Consider the following 15,522-nt stretch of genomic DNA (forward strand, 5'->3'; position numbering starts at 1 on the left):
GGCCTTGCGGCTCAAGGCAGTCCGCGCCGCCGTCCGGCGTCGAGCATGAAGGTGCTGCCGGTCATCGCGTCGGCTTCGGGAGCGAGCAGCAGGGCCACCGCCCAGGCCACCTGCGCCGGCGTCGTGAACGCGCCGATCGAGGATTCGGCCCGCATCTGCGCCATCACCGCCTCGACCGTGGTGCCGCGCAGCGCGGCGCGGTCGGCGGCGACGCGGTGCAGGCGTTCGGTGTCGGCCGGCCCGGGCACGATCAGGTGGGCGGTGACACCACCGGCGCCGTGGGCGAGGCTCAATTGCCGCATCAGGTTGCCCAGCGCCGCGTTGGCGATGCCCGCGGCGGCGGCGTAGGCGGTCGGCTCCAGCCCGTAATGCCCGCCGATCGCGACCAGCCGCGAACCCCGCACCAGCCGCGGCTCGACCGCGCGCACCAGCCGCAGCATGCCGCCCACCTTGATGTTGACCGCATCCACGACCGCTGCGGCCGGCGCCGAGGCGATGCCGCCGGCCACGGCGACGCCGGGGCCATGCACCACCATCCGCACCGGACGGTCGACGCTGGCGGCGATCTGCGCGATGGCTTCGTCGGCGGCGATGTCGGCGACGCAGGCGCGCACCCGCGGGTGGCGCGCGCGCAGCGCGTCGAGCGCGGCCGCGGTGCGCGACACCGCCACCACGCCCAGTCCGCGATCGCACAGGCGCGCGACGATGTGCTGGCCGAAGGCGCCGGTCGCGCCGACCACCACCGCGAGTTCGGACGGCTCACCGGACATCAGGCCACGCCCTCCAGTCCGCGCGCCTTGGCCATGGTCATGGCGGTATCCATGATCATGTCCTCCTGGCCGCCGATCATCTTCTTGCGCCCGAGTTCGACGAGGATGTCGCGCGCGGACACCCCGGTGCGTTCGGCCGCGCGCCTGGCATGCAGCAGGAAGGTCGAATACACCCCGGCGAAGCCCAGCGTCAGCGACTCGCGGTCGACCCGCAGCAGGTGGTCCATCATCGGCACGATGATGTCCTCGGCGGCATCCATCAGCTTGAACAGGTCCACGCCGGTCTCCATGCCCATGCGCTCGCACACCGCGGCGAACACCTCCAGCGGCGTGTTACCCGCGCCCGCGCCCAGCCCGGCCACCGAGCCGTCGATGCGGGTGGCGCCGGCCTCGATCGCCGCGATCGAGTTGGCGATGCCCATGCCCAGGTTGTGATGGCCGTGGAAGCCGATCTCGGTCGCCGGGTCGAGCGCCTCGCGCAACGCGGCGACGCGCGCGCGTACGTCCTCCGGCAGCATGTAGCCGGCCGAGTCGGTGACGTACACCGTGTGGGCGCCATAGGACTCCATCAGCTTGCCCTGCGCGGCGATGCCGGCCGGGTCGTTGAGGTGGGCCATCATCAGGAAGCCGGTGGTGTCCATGCCGAGCTTGCGCGCGAAGGCGATGTGCTGCGGCGAGGTGTCGGCCTCGGTGCAGTGCGTCGCCACATGCACGCTGCGCGCGCCGGCGTCGAAGGCCGCCTGCAGTTCCTTCATCGTCCCCAGGCCGGGGATCAGCAGCACCGAGACCTTGGCCTGCTTCATCCGCGATGCCACCGCGGCGATGTATTCCTCGTTGCTCGCCGGCGCGAAGCCGTGCTGCAGCGAGTTGCCGCCCAGGCCCGCGCCATGCGTGACCTGGATGTAGGGGACACCGGCGTCGTCGAGCGCGGTGGCGACCTTCACCATCTGCTCGACGCCGATCTGTTCGCGCTTGGCATGCATGCCGTCGCGCAGGCACATGTCGTGCAGGACGACCTTGCGGCCCTGCAGGGATTTCGTTTCGCTCATCACACCGCCTCCGTCGCTTTCAGCTTGATCTTTCCGGCCAGGATTTCCTTGGCGAACATCTCGGCGGTGCGGGTCGCGGCCGCAGTCATGATGTCGAGGTTGCCGGCGTACCTGGGCAGGTAGTCGCCCAGGCCGGCCACTTCCATGAACACGGAAACCTTGTTGCCGTCGTAGATGGGGCCATTGACGAGCCGGTAGCCCGGCACGTACTTCTGCACTTCGCCGATCATCTGCAGGATCGACTCGGTGATGCGGACATGGTCCGGTTCATCCTCGGTCAGGCAGTAGATCGTGTTGCGCATGATCAGCGGCGGTTCGGCCGGGTTGATGATGGCCAGCGCCTTGCCTTTCTTCGCACCGCCGACGCGCTCGATCGCGCTGGAGGTGGTGTAGGTGAATTCGTCCAGGTTGGCACGCGTGCCCGGCCCCACCGATTTCGACGACAGGCTGGCGACGATCTCGGCGTAGCCCACGCCCTGCACGCGCGACACCGCGTTGACGATGGGAATCGTCGCCTGGCCGGCGCAGGAGATCATGTTGACGTTCATCTCCACCCGGTCGGCATGCTCGCGCAGGTTGACCGGCGGCACGCACAGCGGCCCGATCGCGGCCGGCGTCAGGTCGATCATCATCACCCCCAGTTCGTTGAGCTTGCGGCTGTTCTCCGCATGCACGTAGGCGCTGGTGGCATCGAAGGCGATCTGGATGCCGTCCTCCAGCACGTGCGGCAGCAGGCCGTCCACGCCTTCGGCGGTGGTCTTGAGGCCCATTTCGCGGGCGCGCGCCAGGCCCTCGGAGGCGGGGTCGATGCCCACCATCCAGACCGGCTCGAGCACCAGGCTGCGCTGGATCTTGTAGATGAGATCGGTGCCGATGTTGCCGGAGCCGATCAGGGCGCATCGGATCTTCTTCATGGGTTCTGCTCCTGCGATGCCGTGCGCCGCTGGCGTTCCGCGCGCTCGGCCATGGTCAGTCCGGCGACGAAGAATTCCTCCGTGCCGTGTTCGGTGATGAGGATGCGCACCGTCTCCGGGCTGCACCCCAGGCTGCGCGCAACCGCCTCGGTGACGGCGCCGGCCACCGCGCGCTTCTGCGCGTCGCTGCGGCCCTGCATCATGTGCATTTCGATGATTGGCATCTGTCGTCTCCGGCTTTACGCCGCCCTCATTCGGCGAAGCGCATCGACACGCTGCCCAGTTCCTGGAAGCGCGCGACCACGCTGTCGCCCGGCCGCACGGGGACGGCCTCGGTGATGCCGCCGCTCAAGACGAAGCTGCCGGCGGGCAGGCTCTCGCCCAGTTCGGCAAGGATGTTGACCAGCATCGCAACCGCGTCCGCCGGATGGCCCAGCACCGCCGCCGCGGCCCCCATGCCGACGATCTCGCCGTTCTTTTCCAGCACCACACCGAGCGTGCGCAGGTCCAGCTCATCCGCGCAGCGGGCGCGGCCGCCGCCGACGAAGCGCGCCGACGAGCCGTTGTCGGCGACCACGCTGGCGAGGTCGAACTTGAAGCCGGAGAAGCGCGAATCGATGATCTCCACCGCCGGCAGCACATGGTCCGTGGCATCGAGCACATCCTGGCGCGTGCAGCCGGGGCCGGCGAGCGCCTTCTTCATGACGAAGGCCACTTCGCACTCGACGCGCGGATGGACGAGGTCGGACGTCGAGATCGCGGCGTTCTCGGCGCGCGCCATGCGGTCGGTCAGGAAGCCGATGGAAGGCACGTCGACGCCCATCTGGCGCATCTTCGCCTTCGAGGTCAGCCCGGCCTTCCAGCCCACGAGCCGGTGCCCCTGGGCGACGTAGCGGCGGCGCAGTTCGGTCTGCACCGCGTAGCCGTCGCCGATCGTCATGCCCGGGTATTCGTCGGTCAGCTTGGGAATGGCGTGGGCGCGGCGCTGCGCGCCTTCGATGCGCTCGCACAGGCGCACGACATCCTCGCGCGACAGGGTGATGTCCATGCTCATGCCGCGCTCCTCCCGGAGAATTTCACCCGGCAGCTGCCGAGCCCGCCGACGGTGCACACCAGTTCGTCGCCGTCGGCGACCGGCACCAGCGCCGATTGCGACCCCGACAGGATCACCTCGCCGGCCTTGAACGGAATGCCCAGTTCGCCCAGCGTGTTGGCCAGCCACGCCACCGCATTGGCCGGCGAGCCCTGCACCGCGGCGCCGACGCCGGTCGAATGCAGCTCGCCGTTCTTTTCGAGCACCATGCCGGCCAGCGTGATGTCGAGCCTGCGCGGGTCGCCGCGGCTGCCGCCGAGCACGAACACGCCGCAGGAGGCGTTGTCCGCCACCGTGTCCTGGATGCGGATCTTCCAGTCGGTGATGCGCGAATCGACGATCTCGAAACACGGCACCACGTAGTCGGTGGCGCGGATCACGTCCATCGCGGTGACGCCCGGCCCCCGCAGGTCTTCCTTCAGCACGAAGGCCAGCTCGGCCTCCGCCTTGGGCTGGATCAGCGTGCCGAGGTCGATGGCCTCGCCTTCCTCATGCACCATGCCCGAGGTGAGCTGGCCGAAATCCGGCTGGAACACGCCGAGGAAATCCTGCACCGGCTTGCTGGTGACGCCGATCTTCTTGCCGACGATCGTCTCGCCGGCGGCGAGGCGGCGTTCGATGTAGCGCGACTGGATGCGGTAGGCATCCTCCAGCGCGATGTCGGGCTCGCGTTCGACGAGCGGCGCCACCGTGCGGCGCGCGCGCCAGGCGTCGAAAAGCTCGTCGCCCAATTGCCTGATCCTGCTTTCATCCATGATTCCGCCTCAGAGCTTGACGCAGATGTTGCGCGTCTCGGTGTAGAACTCCAGGGAATGCACCCCGCCCTCGCGCCCGATGCCGGACTGCTTCGAGCCGCCGAAAGGCGTGCGCAGGTCGCGCAGGAACCAGCTATTCACCCAGGTGATGCCCACCTCGACACGCGCGGCGACGCGGTGCGCGCGCGCCAGGCTGGTGGTCCAGATCGTCGTGGACAGGCCATACACGGTGTCGTTGGCGAGGCCGACCACTTCGTCCTCGGAATCGAACGGGCGGATGTGGCAGCACGGCCCGAAGATTTCCTCGCGCACCACGGCCGCATCGTCGGCCAGGCCGGTCCAGATGGTCGGCTGCACCCAGGCGCCGTCGGCGAGTTCTTCCGCCATCTCGGGCACGCCGCCGCCGGTGACCACGGTGGCGCCCTCTTCCACCGCCTTGCGGTAGTAGGACAGCACCTTCTGGCGGTGCGCCTGGCTGATCAGTGGCCCGTAGTCGGCATTGCGATCCTCCGGGCGGCCGTATTTCACCGCCTCGGCCCTGGACCTGAGCGCCTGCACGAAGCGCTCGAAGATCGGCCGCTCGACATAGACGCGCTCGGTGCCCAGGCAGACCTGCCCGGTATTGAGGAAGGCCGAGCGGAAGATGCCCTCGACCGCGGCGTCGAAATCGCAGTCGGCGAAGACGATGGCCGCGTTCTTGCCCCCCAGTTCGAAGGACACGTCGCGCATGCCTTCGGAGGCGGCCTTCATGATCGCCGTGCCGGTGCGCGTCTCGCCGGTGAAGGTGATCGCATCGACGCCGGGGTGCTGGGTCAGGAATTCGCCGGCCGAGTCCGGCCCGAAACCCTGCACCACGTTGTAGACGCCCTTCGGCACGCCGACGGCGTTCATCACCTCGCCGAGCAGGGCCGCCGTCTGCGGCGACTCCTCCGACGGCTTGACCACCACGGTGTTGCCGCAGGCCAGCGCCGGCCCCACCTTCCAGGTCATCAGCATGAAAGGCGCGTTCCACGGACAGATGACGCCGATCACGCCCTTGGGCACGCGGATCGCGTAGTTCAGCGCGCCCTGCCCGTCCGGCGTCGCCATGCGGAAGGACTCCGAGGCCACGTTCTTGACGACGTCGGCGAACACCTTGAAATTGGCCGCGCCGCGCGGGATGAACACATGGCGCATGACATGGCCCGGCTGCCCGGTATCGGCCATCTCGGCGGCGACGAAGTCCTCGAAGCGGCAGGTGATCTCGTTGGCGACGCCATGGAGCAGATCGACGCGCTGCTCCGTCGTCAACACGCCCCACTCGCCCGCCAGCGCCGCGCGGGCGGCGCCGACCGCGGCATCGATCTCGCCGCGCCCCGCCTCGGCGACCGAGGCGATCACACGGTTGTCCAGCGGCGAGCGTTTGTCGAAGCGGCGGCCCGAGGCCGGCGCCCGGTATTCGCCCGCGATGAAGTTGTCTACAAGACGCATGGCCCCCCCAGGTATGGATTTGTCACTCGTGCCGGAAGCGCTGCACATCGGCCCCGACCTTCGAAAACGAGTCTAAGAAAGAAGCGAAATACCGTCTAATACTTTGTTATCTAATTATCAATACCTTAAAGGTATTGAATAAAGCATGGATGACGGTGGCGCGCGCATCCGAAAAAATCCCAAGGACGGCCGGGGAAAACGCTCGGCTTGAGCCGGAAAGCCTTCTCCGGCGTGCCGATCAGTGGCCGCATGGGTACTATCGGTTCCGAAAACCGGCCTCGGCCGGGAACAACGGCCATGATCCAAGGAGCTCGATTTGTCCGACGCCACCAGCACCGCCACGTTCACGTTCGCCAAGTGCGAATTCGACGATGAATTCCGTGCGCGGGTGATGCACGCCGATGGCGATGGCGGCATCCCGCATCCACTCGCCGCCCGCCGGGCATCGCGCCCCTGAAACGGATGACAGACCCCGCCGACACCGCGCAGCGCGAGGCCACCGCCGCGCCCGGCACGCCTGCCGAGGTCTTCGGCGCCTTCCTCAAGCTGGGCCTGAGCTCGTTCGGCGGGCCGGTCGCGCACCTGGGCCATTTCCGCCTGGAGTTCGTCGATCGCCGCCGCTGGCTGGACGACCGCGCCTATTCCGATCTGGTCGCCCTGTGCCAGTTCCTGCCCGGGCCGGCCAGCAGCCAGGTCGGCATGGCGCTGGGGCTGGGCCGCGCGGGCTGGGCCGGGCTGCTGGCGGCCTGGGCGGGCTTCACCCTGCCATCGGCGATCGCGCTGATCCTGTTCGCCTTCGGCATCGCGCAGTACCGCGACCTGGCCCAGTCCGGCTGGGTGCATGGACTCAAGGTCGTCGCTGTGGCCATCGTGGCGCAGGCCGTATGGGGCATGGCCAGGTCGCTGTGCCCCGACCGTCCGCGCGCGGCCCTGGCGATCCTGGCCGCGCTGCTGGCGATGCTGCTGCCCTCGGCGGCCGGACAGGTCGCCGCCATTACGGTGGCGGGCCTGCTGGGCTGGCTGGGACTGAAGATCGCGCAGCCGGGCGGCGGCCAGGCGCACGTCTACCCGGTCTCGCGCAAGCTGGGCATCGCGGCGCTGCTGTCGTTCGCCGCGCCACTCGCCGCGCTGCCGTTGTGGGCGGCCGCCACCGGCTCGTCCACGATCGCCCTGCTGGAAGGGGTGTATCGTTCGGGCGCGCTGGTCTTCGGCGGCGGCCATGTCGTGCTGCCGCTGCTGCAGGCGGCGGTGGTGCCCGGCGGCCTCGTGGACAATGCCGATTTCCTCGCCGGCTATGGCGCGGCGCAGGCGGTACCGGGGCCGCTGTTTACTTTCGCGGCCTATCTCGGCGCCGTCGCCGGCGGGCCCTTGCACGGCTGGATCGGCGGCCTGGCGCTGCTGCTCACCATTTTCCTTCCCGCTTTCCTGATACTCGTCGGCGCGCTGCCGTTCTGGGCGGAGCTGCGCCACCGTGCGGGCATCCAGACGGCCATGGCCGGCATCAACGCGGGCGTGGTCGGCATCCTGGCGTCTGCCCTGTACGACCCGGTGTGGACGAGCGCCATCCATGGCAAGGCCGATTTCGGGCTGGCGCTCGCGTCGTTCGGGCTGCTGACGGTCGGACGCGCGCCGCCGGCGCTCGTGGTGCTGCTGGCCGGGGTGGCGGGCGGGATCATGGCGATGGGACGCTGAACCCCGGTTCGCCGGGCGCGGGAAAAGGAGGCGGAGGCGCGAATGGCGCCTCCCCCGGCGTGCTCCCGCTCAGATCGCCTTGAACAGCGGACTCCTGATCTGCTGCGCGTCGGCGGCCGAGATGAACTTCTCGGTGTAGATGTCGCGCTCGAACAGGCGCCCCTGCATCAGCGTCGTGATGCAGGCGTCGATCATCAGCGGCGGCCCGCACAGGTAGGCCTTGTGGCCGCGGAAATCGTTGTCGAAGGCGGCCTTCGCCGCCTCGTGCACGAAGCCGCGGAACCCGGTCCAGTCCGTTCCTTCCGGCTCGTGCGACAGGGCCGGCACGTAGCGGAAGTTGGCATGCTTCCCGGCCAGCGCGAGGAAGTCCTCGTGGTAGTAGAGTTCCTCGCGGCTGCGCTGGCCGTAGACGAGCGTGACCGGCAGTTCGAAGCCTTCTTCGAGCAGGTCGAGGATCATCGCACGCGGGCTCGACAGGCCCGAGCCGCCCGCCATGAAGAGCACCGGAACGCGCGCCGACTTCTTGACGAAGAAGCGCCCGTAGGGACCGCTGATGCGCACCCGCTCGCCGGCCCGCATCCGCTCATGCACGTAGGCCGTGCCCTCGCCGCCCGGCACGATGCGGATGTTGAGTTCGATCTCCCCCGCCGCCGACGGCACGCTCGCGATCGAGAACGCGCGGCTGCCGATGCCGCCGGGCAATTCCAGGTTGATGTACTGTCCGGCCTGGAAGCGGATGCCGGCGGGTTCGTCGAGCGTGATCCACACACCCTTGATCGTCGGCGTGAGCGTTTCGATGCGACTGACGGCGCCGTCGAAATCGCGCACCGGCAGGTTCTCGGCGTCCGGGTCTTCTTCGATCTCGGCCTCGATCACGAGGTCGCTTTCGGCGCGGGCGCAGCACGCCAGGCACTTGCCCTCGTCGCGCTCGAAGTCCATCAGCGCGAAGCTCGAGGCTTCGCCGTGATCGACCTCGCCGTCGCTGACCTGCACCTTGCAGGTGGCGCACAGGCCATGGCAACAGGCGTGGGGCAGGTAGATGCCGGCGCGCAGGGCCGCGTCGAGAATCGTCTGCCCCGCCTCGATCTCGATCGTCTGGCCCAGCGGCTCGATGGTCAGTTCGTAGCTCATCGCTGCCCCTTCACGCGACGGCCTGCAGGGAATTCAGCCCCGGCGTGCGGAAGCGGAGTTGGTCCTTGTGGCCGATGCCGTTGTCGGCGAGGCTGCGGGAGAAATCCGGCGCGAAGGGCCGGTTGTCCTTCAGCCACTCGACCTTGCTCCAGTCCAGCGCGGAGGCGTCGGGGTCGGCCTGCAGCAGCGCCGCGAGCGGCCCCCGCAACACCTCGCCGAACGGCGTGGCGGGCGGCAGGCACAGCATCAGCGGCGCGGCGAACAGCAGGTGGTGGTCCCAGCTCAGATACACGATCTGCTTGCCGCCGTAGTTCTCCACGCGGTCGCGGGCGACGCCGATGTATTCCTTCAGTGAGGTGACAGCCATTGTCGAGTCTCCTTGTCCTGGTGGGCGCGGGTCACAGGTTCGAGGTCGCGAGTCCGCGCCATTCGTCGAAATGCTTCTGATCCCGCGAACCGTCGTAGTCGCCGTTGTCGGCGCCGTCGCGCAGGTTGACCCAGTCCATCCACGCGGCGACGTCGCCGCCCAGCTCGCTGAACAGCGCCGGCATCGGCAGCCAGGCCTGGATGTACTTCTCCGGCTCGTGCTCGAAGATGTCCTTGCAGCCGTCGGAGCAGAACTGATACTTCTCGCCCTTGTAGACCGTCTCGCGGTGGCAGGTCAGGGTCGGGTCGCCGGGCTCGGTGAACACGCACGGCAACTGGCAGCACTGGCACAGCCTGGCCAGGCCGTAGTTCTTGAACGGCGTGCCGGCGGCCTTGAGCTTCTTGATGTGCGCCCAGCGCGGGCGGTAGTGGCGGTCGAAGGTGTCCGGGTACTTCGCCGACAGCCAGGCCATGTCGTCGTCCGACGGAATCCAGCTGTGGAAGGCGGTGCCGAAGCTCCACTGGTAGAGGCCGAGCATGAACTGGTGCGACATGTGGTCGATGGCCTGCTCGGCATCGTCCCAGCCCTTGGGCGGGCGGATGCCGTAGCGCGCCAGGTCGCGGAACAGCGCGCCGCCGTTCTCGACGCCGTAGATTTCCCAGGCCTCGCGCCACGACATCACGCGCTTGGGCAGCATGTAGTCCATCATCGTGCTGACCAGGCCGAGCACGCGGAAGCCGCGCCAGAACCACTTGTCGATCCAGCCCTGCACGATCGGCAGGTTGTCCGGGTCCTGTTCGAGCATGAACTTGATGCACTCCAGCCCCAGCGTCATGTGGCGCGCTTCGTCCGACTGCGCGGAGAAGCCGAAGGTGACGGTCGCCATGTCGCCGTTGTAGGCCGCGCCCGACATGAAGGGCACGAACAGCAGGTTGGTCAGCACGTACTCGAACGAGAAGCCGATCGCGATCATGAACTCGAACGGGCCGGCGCTCATCGCGTCGTCGAAGAACGAGCGCGCGACCGAGGTGTACCAGATCCGGTCGCGCGCATCGGCGAAGGCATGGAAGCCGTCGTAGTAGCGGTTGTAGTTCGACATGGCGTGGATCTGCGTCTGGGCGTGGCGGATCTCGTCGATCGCCTGCATCTGGCAGGCGACCTGCGTGCCGACGCCAGGAAACTCGCGGCCGATGCGGGCGAAGCCCTTGTGCGCGGCGTATTCGCCCGGGCTGATGGCCTGCAGGAAGATCTTCAGCGCCGACAGGTAGCGCGCATCGGTCAGGTTGAGGTGGCCGTTGTTCTGCGCATGGGCGTCGATGATGGCGTAGAACTTGCGCTCCTTTTCCGCCTGGTACTTCCAGTAGGCGTCCATCGTCAGGCGGAAGGGGTCTTCCCACTTGTCCCAGTCATGCACCTTGATGCCTTCGTAGCGGACGTAGGGGAAGATGGCCTCCTTCGACTGGTAGCCCGGCTCCCAGCCCAGGTCGCGGGTCAGGACGCGGTAGCGCTCCTTCATGCCCAGCTTTTTCTTGGTGGCTTTCATATCCATGGTGTTTGCCTCGCTCATTCGTTCCAGCTCAGGGTCAGCGTGTCCTCGTCCTCGTCCACGTTGCCCGAAAGGGTGATCAGGTTGATCTGCAGTTCCTGCAGGTCGTAGGCGCGCCCGAGTTGTTCCTCGATGGTTTCGCGGCGCACCACGAGCCGCCCCGGCGCGTCGATCTTGACCATCGCCGGCTGGCGATTGACGACGGCCTGCGGGTTGTCGATCTCGATGGCGTCGATGATCGGGCGGGTTTCCTCATTGGCCTGCAAGGCGATGAATACGGTGGACATCGTGTTTCCTCAGAAAGAGATCCCGGTCTTGTGGATGCGGGCCTTGAACGCCGCGATCTGCACGGCGACCGCTTCGTCGGCGTCGACGCCGAGCACCAGTTCGACGACCGGCACCAGGGCGGCGGCGGCGCGGTCGCTCCAGTGCGCCATCCAGCCCTGCAGGACCTCGCGGTTGTGGTCGGATTCGGCGGCCGCGGTCTTGAGCACCGCATCCACCCACTTGCGCGTCTCGTCGAACCACTCGGCCATGAACTGGGTGAGCATCGCCACCGCGCTCGCCCCCCTGGCCGACAGCTCGTCATCGACGATGCGCGCGTAGACCAGCGGATACAGCAGGCCGTCGAGCGCGGCGTTCTGCGCCACGAACAGTTCGAACGGGTCGCGCACCACCATGCAGTCCTCGACGTAGCGCCGCAGCGGCTGCCAGGCGGGGCCGTCGAGCCAGGCGGCCTTGCCGGCGTCGAGCGCTTCCACGTCGCCCAGCATCATCCCCAGCCGGGACAGGTACTGGGCGATGCCGAGGTTGTCCATCGCGTGGTACATGCAGGGCTGCGTGAAAGCAGTGCCGAAGCCATAGCCACAGACGAAGGTGTTGTTCTGGTTGGCGCCCCAGGCCGCGTGGCGCAGCGGCACCAGCAGGCGCAGCACGGCCTCGCGCAGCTCGGGAGCCAGCCTGTCGGCCAGGCCGCGGGACTCGACGAAGGCGAAGTTGGCCTCGGTGGTGTCCTGCTGGCGCGCGCGGGTCAGGGTGTAGGTGCTGTAGTAGAACTGGCGCGGGTCCTTCAGCGCGTACCAGTCCCGCATCGCGATGCGGGTGATGCCGGCATCGTAGAGCTGCTGGTCCGGATCCCAGGTCGGCCGGTAATGCAGGTTTTCGGCGGCCTGGATGTCGTAGCTGCCTTCCTGGTAACGCGAGGCCGGCTTGTCGCCGAAGCGGCGGACCAGGTGGTCGAAGGCGTTGCGCTGCGGCTGGATGCTGACGGTGCGAAGGTCGATCTGCATGTTGTCCCTCCTGCGCCGCCCCGGAGCGGCGGCGCATGCTGTTCATCGGAATCGGGTGTGGGTGGCGTCGGCGAGCCGCCAGTCGAAGTCGTCGGGCGTCTTGGCGTCCGCCTGCCCGTCCCGCGGCGGCAGCAACGCCACCGCGTTGGCGGCGCAGAATTCGCCGAAGGCCTCGCGGCCGAGGATCAGCTCGACGAAGAGTTCCGGCTCGCCGATGGCGAAATCGAATTCGACGAAGCCGTTCGGCCGTTCGCCGGTGACGCGCACGAAGCGCCGGGCGGTGTCGAAGGCCGGCGCCGCGCTGGTATCTGTCGCTGCCATGGCGGCCACCTCAGGTCACGACGGTGAGGAAGGTTTCGTGCAGCTTGCGCTGGACGTAGTCCAGCCCGCCGCCCGCGCCCAGCGCCTCGAAGGTCCAGGTCAGCGGCTCGTGGTCGGGATAGGGCTGGCGGTCTTCCTTGAAGGTCTCGAAGCGGTTGCCGGAGGGGTCCCAGGCATAGATGGTGCGGCCGCGGGTGACGCCGTGCCGGGTCGGTCCGATGTCCACCGGCACCTTGTTCATGGACATGATGTCGCCGGCGCGCAGCACGTCTTCCCAGCTTTCCATCAGGAAGGAGCAGTGGTGCAGCTTGCCCGGCTCGGGATACTCGGCGAAGGCGATGTCGTGCGACTTGATCGAGCAGTTCAGGAAGATGATCAGGTTGGCGCTGCCTTCGGGATTGAGCACCCGCTCGACCAGCGTGAAACCCAGCACCTCGGTGAAGATCTTCTGCACCGCGCCGATGTTCGGCCCGTACAGCAAGGCATGGTCGAGACGCAGCGGCGCCATGCCCCGCTTGTTCTCGGGCGCCCAGGGCGTCGGATCGACGAGTCCACAGCCGTTGCCGACGGCGCTTTTCTTCGCGTACAGCTCGAACCAGTGGCCGGACGGCACCTGGAAGCGCACTCTCTCGCCGGTTTCCAGCAGGTCGCCGGCGGGCAGGCGCGTGGTGTCCAGGCCATAAGCGCGCAGGTCCGCCTCGAGCCGGTCCAGCGTGGCCTCGTCGAGCACCTTGAAGCCGATGAAATCCAGCCCCGCGCAGTCGGCTTCGCGCAGCACCACGCTGTGGTGGTCGATCTCGTCGCGACACTTTAGATAGACCCGCCCTTCGGCATCGCGCCCGGTTTCGGTCAATCCCATGATGTCGCGGTAATGGCGAACGGCATCGTCGAGATTCATCACCCTGAGCTGGACGTGCCCCGGTCGCAGGACTCCTGTCATGGCCATCTTCTTGTCTCCTTGTTCAACGGTGGGTGCGGGCAAGGCGCCTGACCGATCCGTCATCCATCAAGCCCGCTTATCAAGCATTCACCATTCTTTATGCAGAGACCGTGCCAGAAGAATCAAATCACTGTATTAATTGAGTTTTCACGAAAAAAGCGACGCTGCTGCTGCGGCGGTGGCCTGACGTTTTGGTCCATCGCCGCCGTCCGCCTGACAAAAGCGTCACGGTGCGATGCAGCAAGAAGGCAGAGCCGATCTGCGCCGAAAACGCCGATGGCCGCTCGAAAGCGGCCATCGGCGGAACTGCGGTGCGGCGGGCGCCCAGACTTACGGGTCTGGCAGCCCCGTCTCGCTGCCCTCACCCTGCTTCAAGCGGTAGGCAAGCTGCCGCCGGGTGATGCCCAGCAGGCGCGCGGCATGGGTGAGATTGCCCTGGGAGCGCTGCACGGCCAGGTTCAGCAGCCGCGTCTCGTGCGCGTCGAGGTCGAAGCCTTCCTCGTCCAGCAGCGTTTCGCACAGGCGCTCGCGGGCGGCATCGACCGCGCGGCAGACGCCGCCTTCGTGATCGACCGCCGCAGCGGCGCCGACGGCCGGCGCCCCGCCCGCGAACAGATGGTCCACTTCGATCCGTCCTCCGGCCGGCGCCAGCAGCACGCCGCGCTCGACGAGGTTTTCCAGTTCGCGGATGTTCCCCGGCCATGGGTAGCTCATCAAGGCCTGCATCGCGCGGTCGGTGAGGCCTTCGAGCGTCTTGTTGTATTGCGGGGCGAACTTGTCGAGCATCGCCGCGACCAGCAGCGGGATATCCGGCTTGCGCTCGCGCAGAGGCGGAATGGTCACCGGATAGGTGGCGAGGCGATAGTACAGATCGGAGCGGAAGCGCCCCTGCGCGATCGCCTGCTGGAGATCGACGTTGGTGGCGGCGACGACGCGGACATTGACCTTGCGCGTCTTCTCGTCCCCCAGGCGCTCGACCTCGCCCGTCTGCAGGACGCGCAGCAGCTTGACCTGCGCGGCCAGCGACAGCTCGCCCAGTTCGTCGAGGAACAGGGTGCCGCCGTCGGCACGCTCGAAGCGGCCCGCGCGGGACTGCTGGGCGCCGGTGTATGCGCCTTTCTGGACGCCGAACAGCTCGGCCTCGATCAGGTCGTTCGGAATGGCCGCGCAGTTCACCGCGACGAAAGGCTGTTCGCGGCGGTCGCTGTTCTCGTGCAGCCAGCGCGCGAAGACTTCCTTGCCGACGCCCGTCTCGCCCAGCAGCAGCACGCTGATCGGGCTGTTGGCCGCCTTGCTGAGCAGATCGAAGGCGGCGCGGAAGCCCGGCGAACGGCCGACCAGTTGCCCGAGTTCCTTGCGCTCCCGCAGCTGGCCGCGCAATTCGACCAGCTCGGCCTCCATCTCCTGCAGTTTCCAGTCGAGGTTCTCGGGCTTGAAATGCGCCAGGTAGGGATCGTCGCCCCAGGCCTCGGCCGGCTTGCCGACGATGACGCACTTGCCGTCGCCCTTGCACAGGCAATGCGTCTCGCGGAACACGATCAGGCGCTTGAAGAAACCCGTGACGTAGCCGGAAGCGTAGCCCACCAGGGTCCAGCACGCGGCCTCGTGCCCGCTGCCGAACTGCTGCAGGTGGGATTCCGCCTCCCACGAATTGTCCCATTCGACTTCGCCGAAGAAGCTGCCCACCTCCCAGTCGATGTCGGCCCGCGTGATCGTCGCCCTGACCAGCCCCTCGAAGGCATGCAGCTCGGGGCCGATGCGGAAGACGTCGTAGTTGTCGCCGCTGCCGTACAGCTTGGAGGCCAGGTCGGCGTCCTGCTGGCCGGAGACGAAGCCCATGCGCAGCAGCAGGCCCTGCGCCCGCCGCGTGCCGAGGGAATCGAACAGCTCCTTGCGCAGCGCCCCCATCGCCCGCGCGTGCAGGAGCAGCATCCGGTTCTCGTCGAGCCAGATCTGCCCTTGGTCGATGTTGAAACGCAACCTCGAACGCAGATTGAACTGCTCGATGAGTCGCTGCTCTGCCATGTCCTCGCTCCGCATCCGGCTCTGAGACGCGCCTCGCCGCCCGCATCGCGGGCGCGCAGCGCTGGCCGGTCTGTTCCAAATGGCCTCCACCGGCCACGCCGAGGCGCCACGTTACGCGACTGGCGCACCGATGTGTAGAGGCCGGCAAGGCGCGGGCCGG

Annotated in this window: 17 protein-coding genes; 2 read left to right on the top strand and 15 right to left on the bottom strand. The window is 67.9% G+C overall.

What is annotated here, in order from left to right; translation table 11 throughout:
- Nucleotides 1-11: 11 nt before the first annotated feature.
- The 7 genes from TBU01S_RS02675 to TBU01S_RS02705 are packed head-to-tail and all read right to left on the bottom strand — an operon-like array spanning nucleotide 12 to nucleotide 6,051.
- The gene (locus TBU01S_RS02675) at nucleotides 12-770 is read right to left on the bottom strand and encodes an SDR family oxidoreductase (protein WP_068635097.1); all 759 of its coding nucleotides are present in this window, start codon (nucleotides 768-770) and stop codon (nucleotides 12-14) included.
- A complete protein-coding gene (gene dmpG / locus TBU01S_RS02680) occupies nucleotides 770-1,819 on the bottom strand; it encodes a 4-hydroxy-2-oxovalerate aldolase (protein WP_068635098.1) in 1,050 nt (349 codons plus the stop codon). The genes TBU01S_RS02675 and dmpG overlap by 1 nt, the downstream gene beginning before the upstream one ends.
- The gene (locus tag TBU01S_RS02685) at nucleotides 1,819-2,733 is read right to left on the bottom strand and encodes an acetaldehyde dehydrogenase (acetylating) (RefSeq protein ID WP_068635099.1); all 915 of its coding nucleotides are present in this window, start codon (nucleotides 2,731-2,733) and stop codon (nucleotides 1,819-1,821) included. The genes dmpG and TBU01S_RS02685 overlap by 1 nt, the downstream gene beginning before the upstream one ends.
- A complete protein-coding gene (locus TBU01S_RS02690; protein ID WP_004334023.1) occupies nucleotides 2,730-2,957 on the bottom strand; it encodes a tautomerase family protein in 228 nt (75 codons plus the stop codon). Before TBU01S_RS02690 ends, TBU01S_RS02685 begins: the two co-directional genes overlap by 4 nt.
- Before the next feature lie 26 nt (nucleotides 2,958-2,983).
- Nucleotides 2,984-3,787, bottom strand: coding sequence for a 2-oxo-3-hexenedioate decarboxylase (gene dmpH / locus TBU01S_RS02695; RefSeq protein WP_068635100.1), 804 nt, complete (start codon nucleotides 3,785-3,787; stop codon nucleotides 2,984-2,986).
- The gene (gene dmpE, locus TBU01S_RS02700) at nucleotides 3,784-4,581 is read right to left on the bottom strand and encodes a 2-oxopent-4-enoate hydratase (RefSeq protein ID WP_068635101.1); all 798 of its coding nucleotides are present in this window, start codon (nucleotides 4,579-4,581) and stop codon (nucleotides 3,784-3,786) included. Before dmpE ends, dmpH begins: the two co-directional genes overlap by 4 nt.
- 9 nt (nucleotides 4,582-4,590) lie before the next feature.
- Nucleotides 4,591-6,051: a 2-hydroxymuconic semialdehyde dehydrogenase gene (locus TBU01S_RS02705; protein ID WP_068635102.1), complete on the bottom strand. Its 1,461-nt coding sequence runs from the start codon at nucleotides 6,049-6,051 to the stop codon at nucleotides 4,591-4,593.
- A gap of 316 nt (nucleotides 6,052-6,367) precedes the next feature.
- On the opposite strand from TBU01S_RS02705, the gene TBU01S_RS24265 reads away from it, so the two are divergent.
- Nucleotides 6,368-6,508 (top strand): hypothetical protein, encoded by a 141-nt coding sequence (locus TBU01S_RS24265; protein WP_169802946.1) that lies wholly within the window; start codon nucleotides 6,368-6,370, stop codon nucleotides 6,506-6,508.
- A gap of 5 nt (nucleotides 6,509-6,513) precedes the next feature.
- The gene (chrA, locus tag TBU01S_RS02710) at nucleotides 6,514-7,743 is read left to right on the top strand and encodes a chromate efflux transporter (protein ID WP_068635103.1); all 1,230 of its coding nucleotides are present in this window, start codon (nucleotides 6,514-6,516) and stop codon (nucleotides 7,741-7,743) included.
- Between the two features lie 69 nt (nucleotides 7,744-7,812).
- On the opposite strand, the gene TBU01S_RS02715 is transcribed toward chrA, so the two are convergent.
- The 8 genes from TBU01S_RS02715 to TBU01S_RS02750 form a co-directional block, all read right to left on the bottom strand.
- Nucleotides 7,813-8,874 carry an NADH:ubiquinone reductase (Na(+)-transporting) subunit F gene (locus TBU01S_RS02715; RefSeq protein WP_068635104.1) on the bottom strand — a complete coding sequence of 354 codons (1,062 nt, stop codon included), beginning with the start codon at nucleotides 8,872-8,874 and terminating at the stop codon, nucleotides 7,813-7,815.
- 10 nt (nucleotides 8,875-8,884) lie between these two features.
- Nucleotides 8,885-9,241 carry a phenol hydroxylase subunit P4 gene (locus TBU01S_RS02720; RefSeq protein WP_068635105.1) on the bottom strand — a complete coding sequence of 119 codons (357 nt, stop codon included), beginning with the start codon at nucleotides 9,239-9,241 and terminating at the stop codon, nucleotides 8,885-8,887.
- A gap of 31 nt (nucleotides 9,242-9,272) precedes the next feature.
- Nucleotides 9,273-10,790 carry a YHS domain-containing protein gene (locus tag TBU01S_RS02725; protein ID WP_068635188.1) on the bottom strand — a complete coding sequence of 506 codons (1,518 nt, stop codon included), beginning with the start codon at nucleotides 10,788-10,790 and terminating at the stop codon, nucleotides 9,273-9,275.
- A gap of 14 nt (nucleotides 10,791-10,804) precedes the next feature.
- Nucleotides 10,805-11,074 (bottom strand): MmoB/DmpM family protein, encoded by a 270-nt coding sequence (locus TBU01S_RS02730; protein ID WP_004334009.1) that lies wholly within the window; start codon nucleotides 11,072-11,074, stop codon nucleotides 10,805-10,807.
- Nucleotides 11,075-11,083: 9 nt separating this feature from the next.
- Entirely contained in the window at nucleotides 11,084-12,076 is a 993-nt protein-coding gene (locus TBU01S_RS02735; RefSeq protein ID WP_068635106.1) for an aromatic/alkene monooxygenase hydroxylase subunit beta, read from the bottom strand.
- Nucleotides 12,077-12,118: 42 nt separating this feature from the next.
- Nucleotides 12,119-12,397 carry a phenol hydroxylase subunit gene (locus TBU01S_RS02740; protein ID WP_068635189.1) on the bottom strand — a complete coding sequence of 93 codons (279 nt, stop codon included), beginning with the start codon at nucleotides 12,395-12,397 and terminating at the stop codon, nucleotides 12,119-12,121.
- A 10-nt stretch (nucleotides 12,398-12,407) separates the two neighbouring features.
- On the bottom strand, nucleotides 12,408-13,343 hold the full coding sequence (locus TBU01S_RS02745) for a catechol 2,3-dioxygenase (RefSeq protein ID WP_068635107.1): 936 nt from the start codon (nucleotides 13,341-13,343) through the stop codon (nucleotides 12,408-12,410).
- A gap of 324 nt (nucleotides 13,344-13,667) precedes the next feature.
- Entirely contained in the window at nucleotides 13,668-15,362 is a 1,695-nt protein-coding gene (locus tag TBU01S_RS02750) for a sigma-54-dependent Fis family transcriptional regulator (RefSeq protein ID WP_068635108.1), read from the bottom strand.
- Nucleotides 15,363-15,522: the final 160 nt, after the last annotated feature.

The organism is Thauera butanivorans NBRC 103042 (genome assembly GCF_001591165.1).
GTDB classification, from domain to species: Bacteria; Pseudomonadota; Gammaproteobacteria; order Burkholderiales; family Rhodocyclaceae; genus Thauera; species Thauera butanivorans.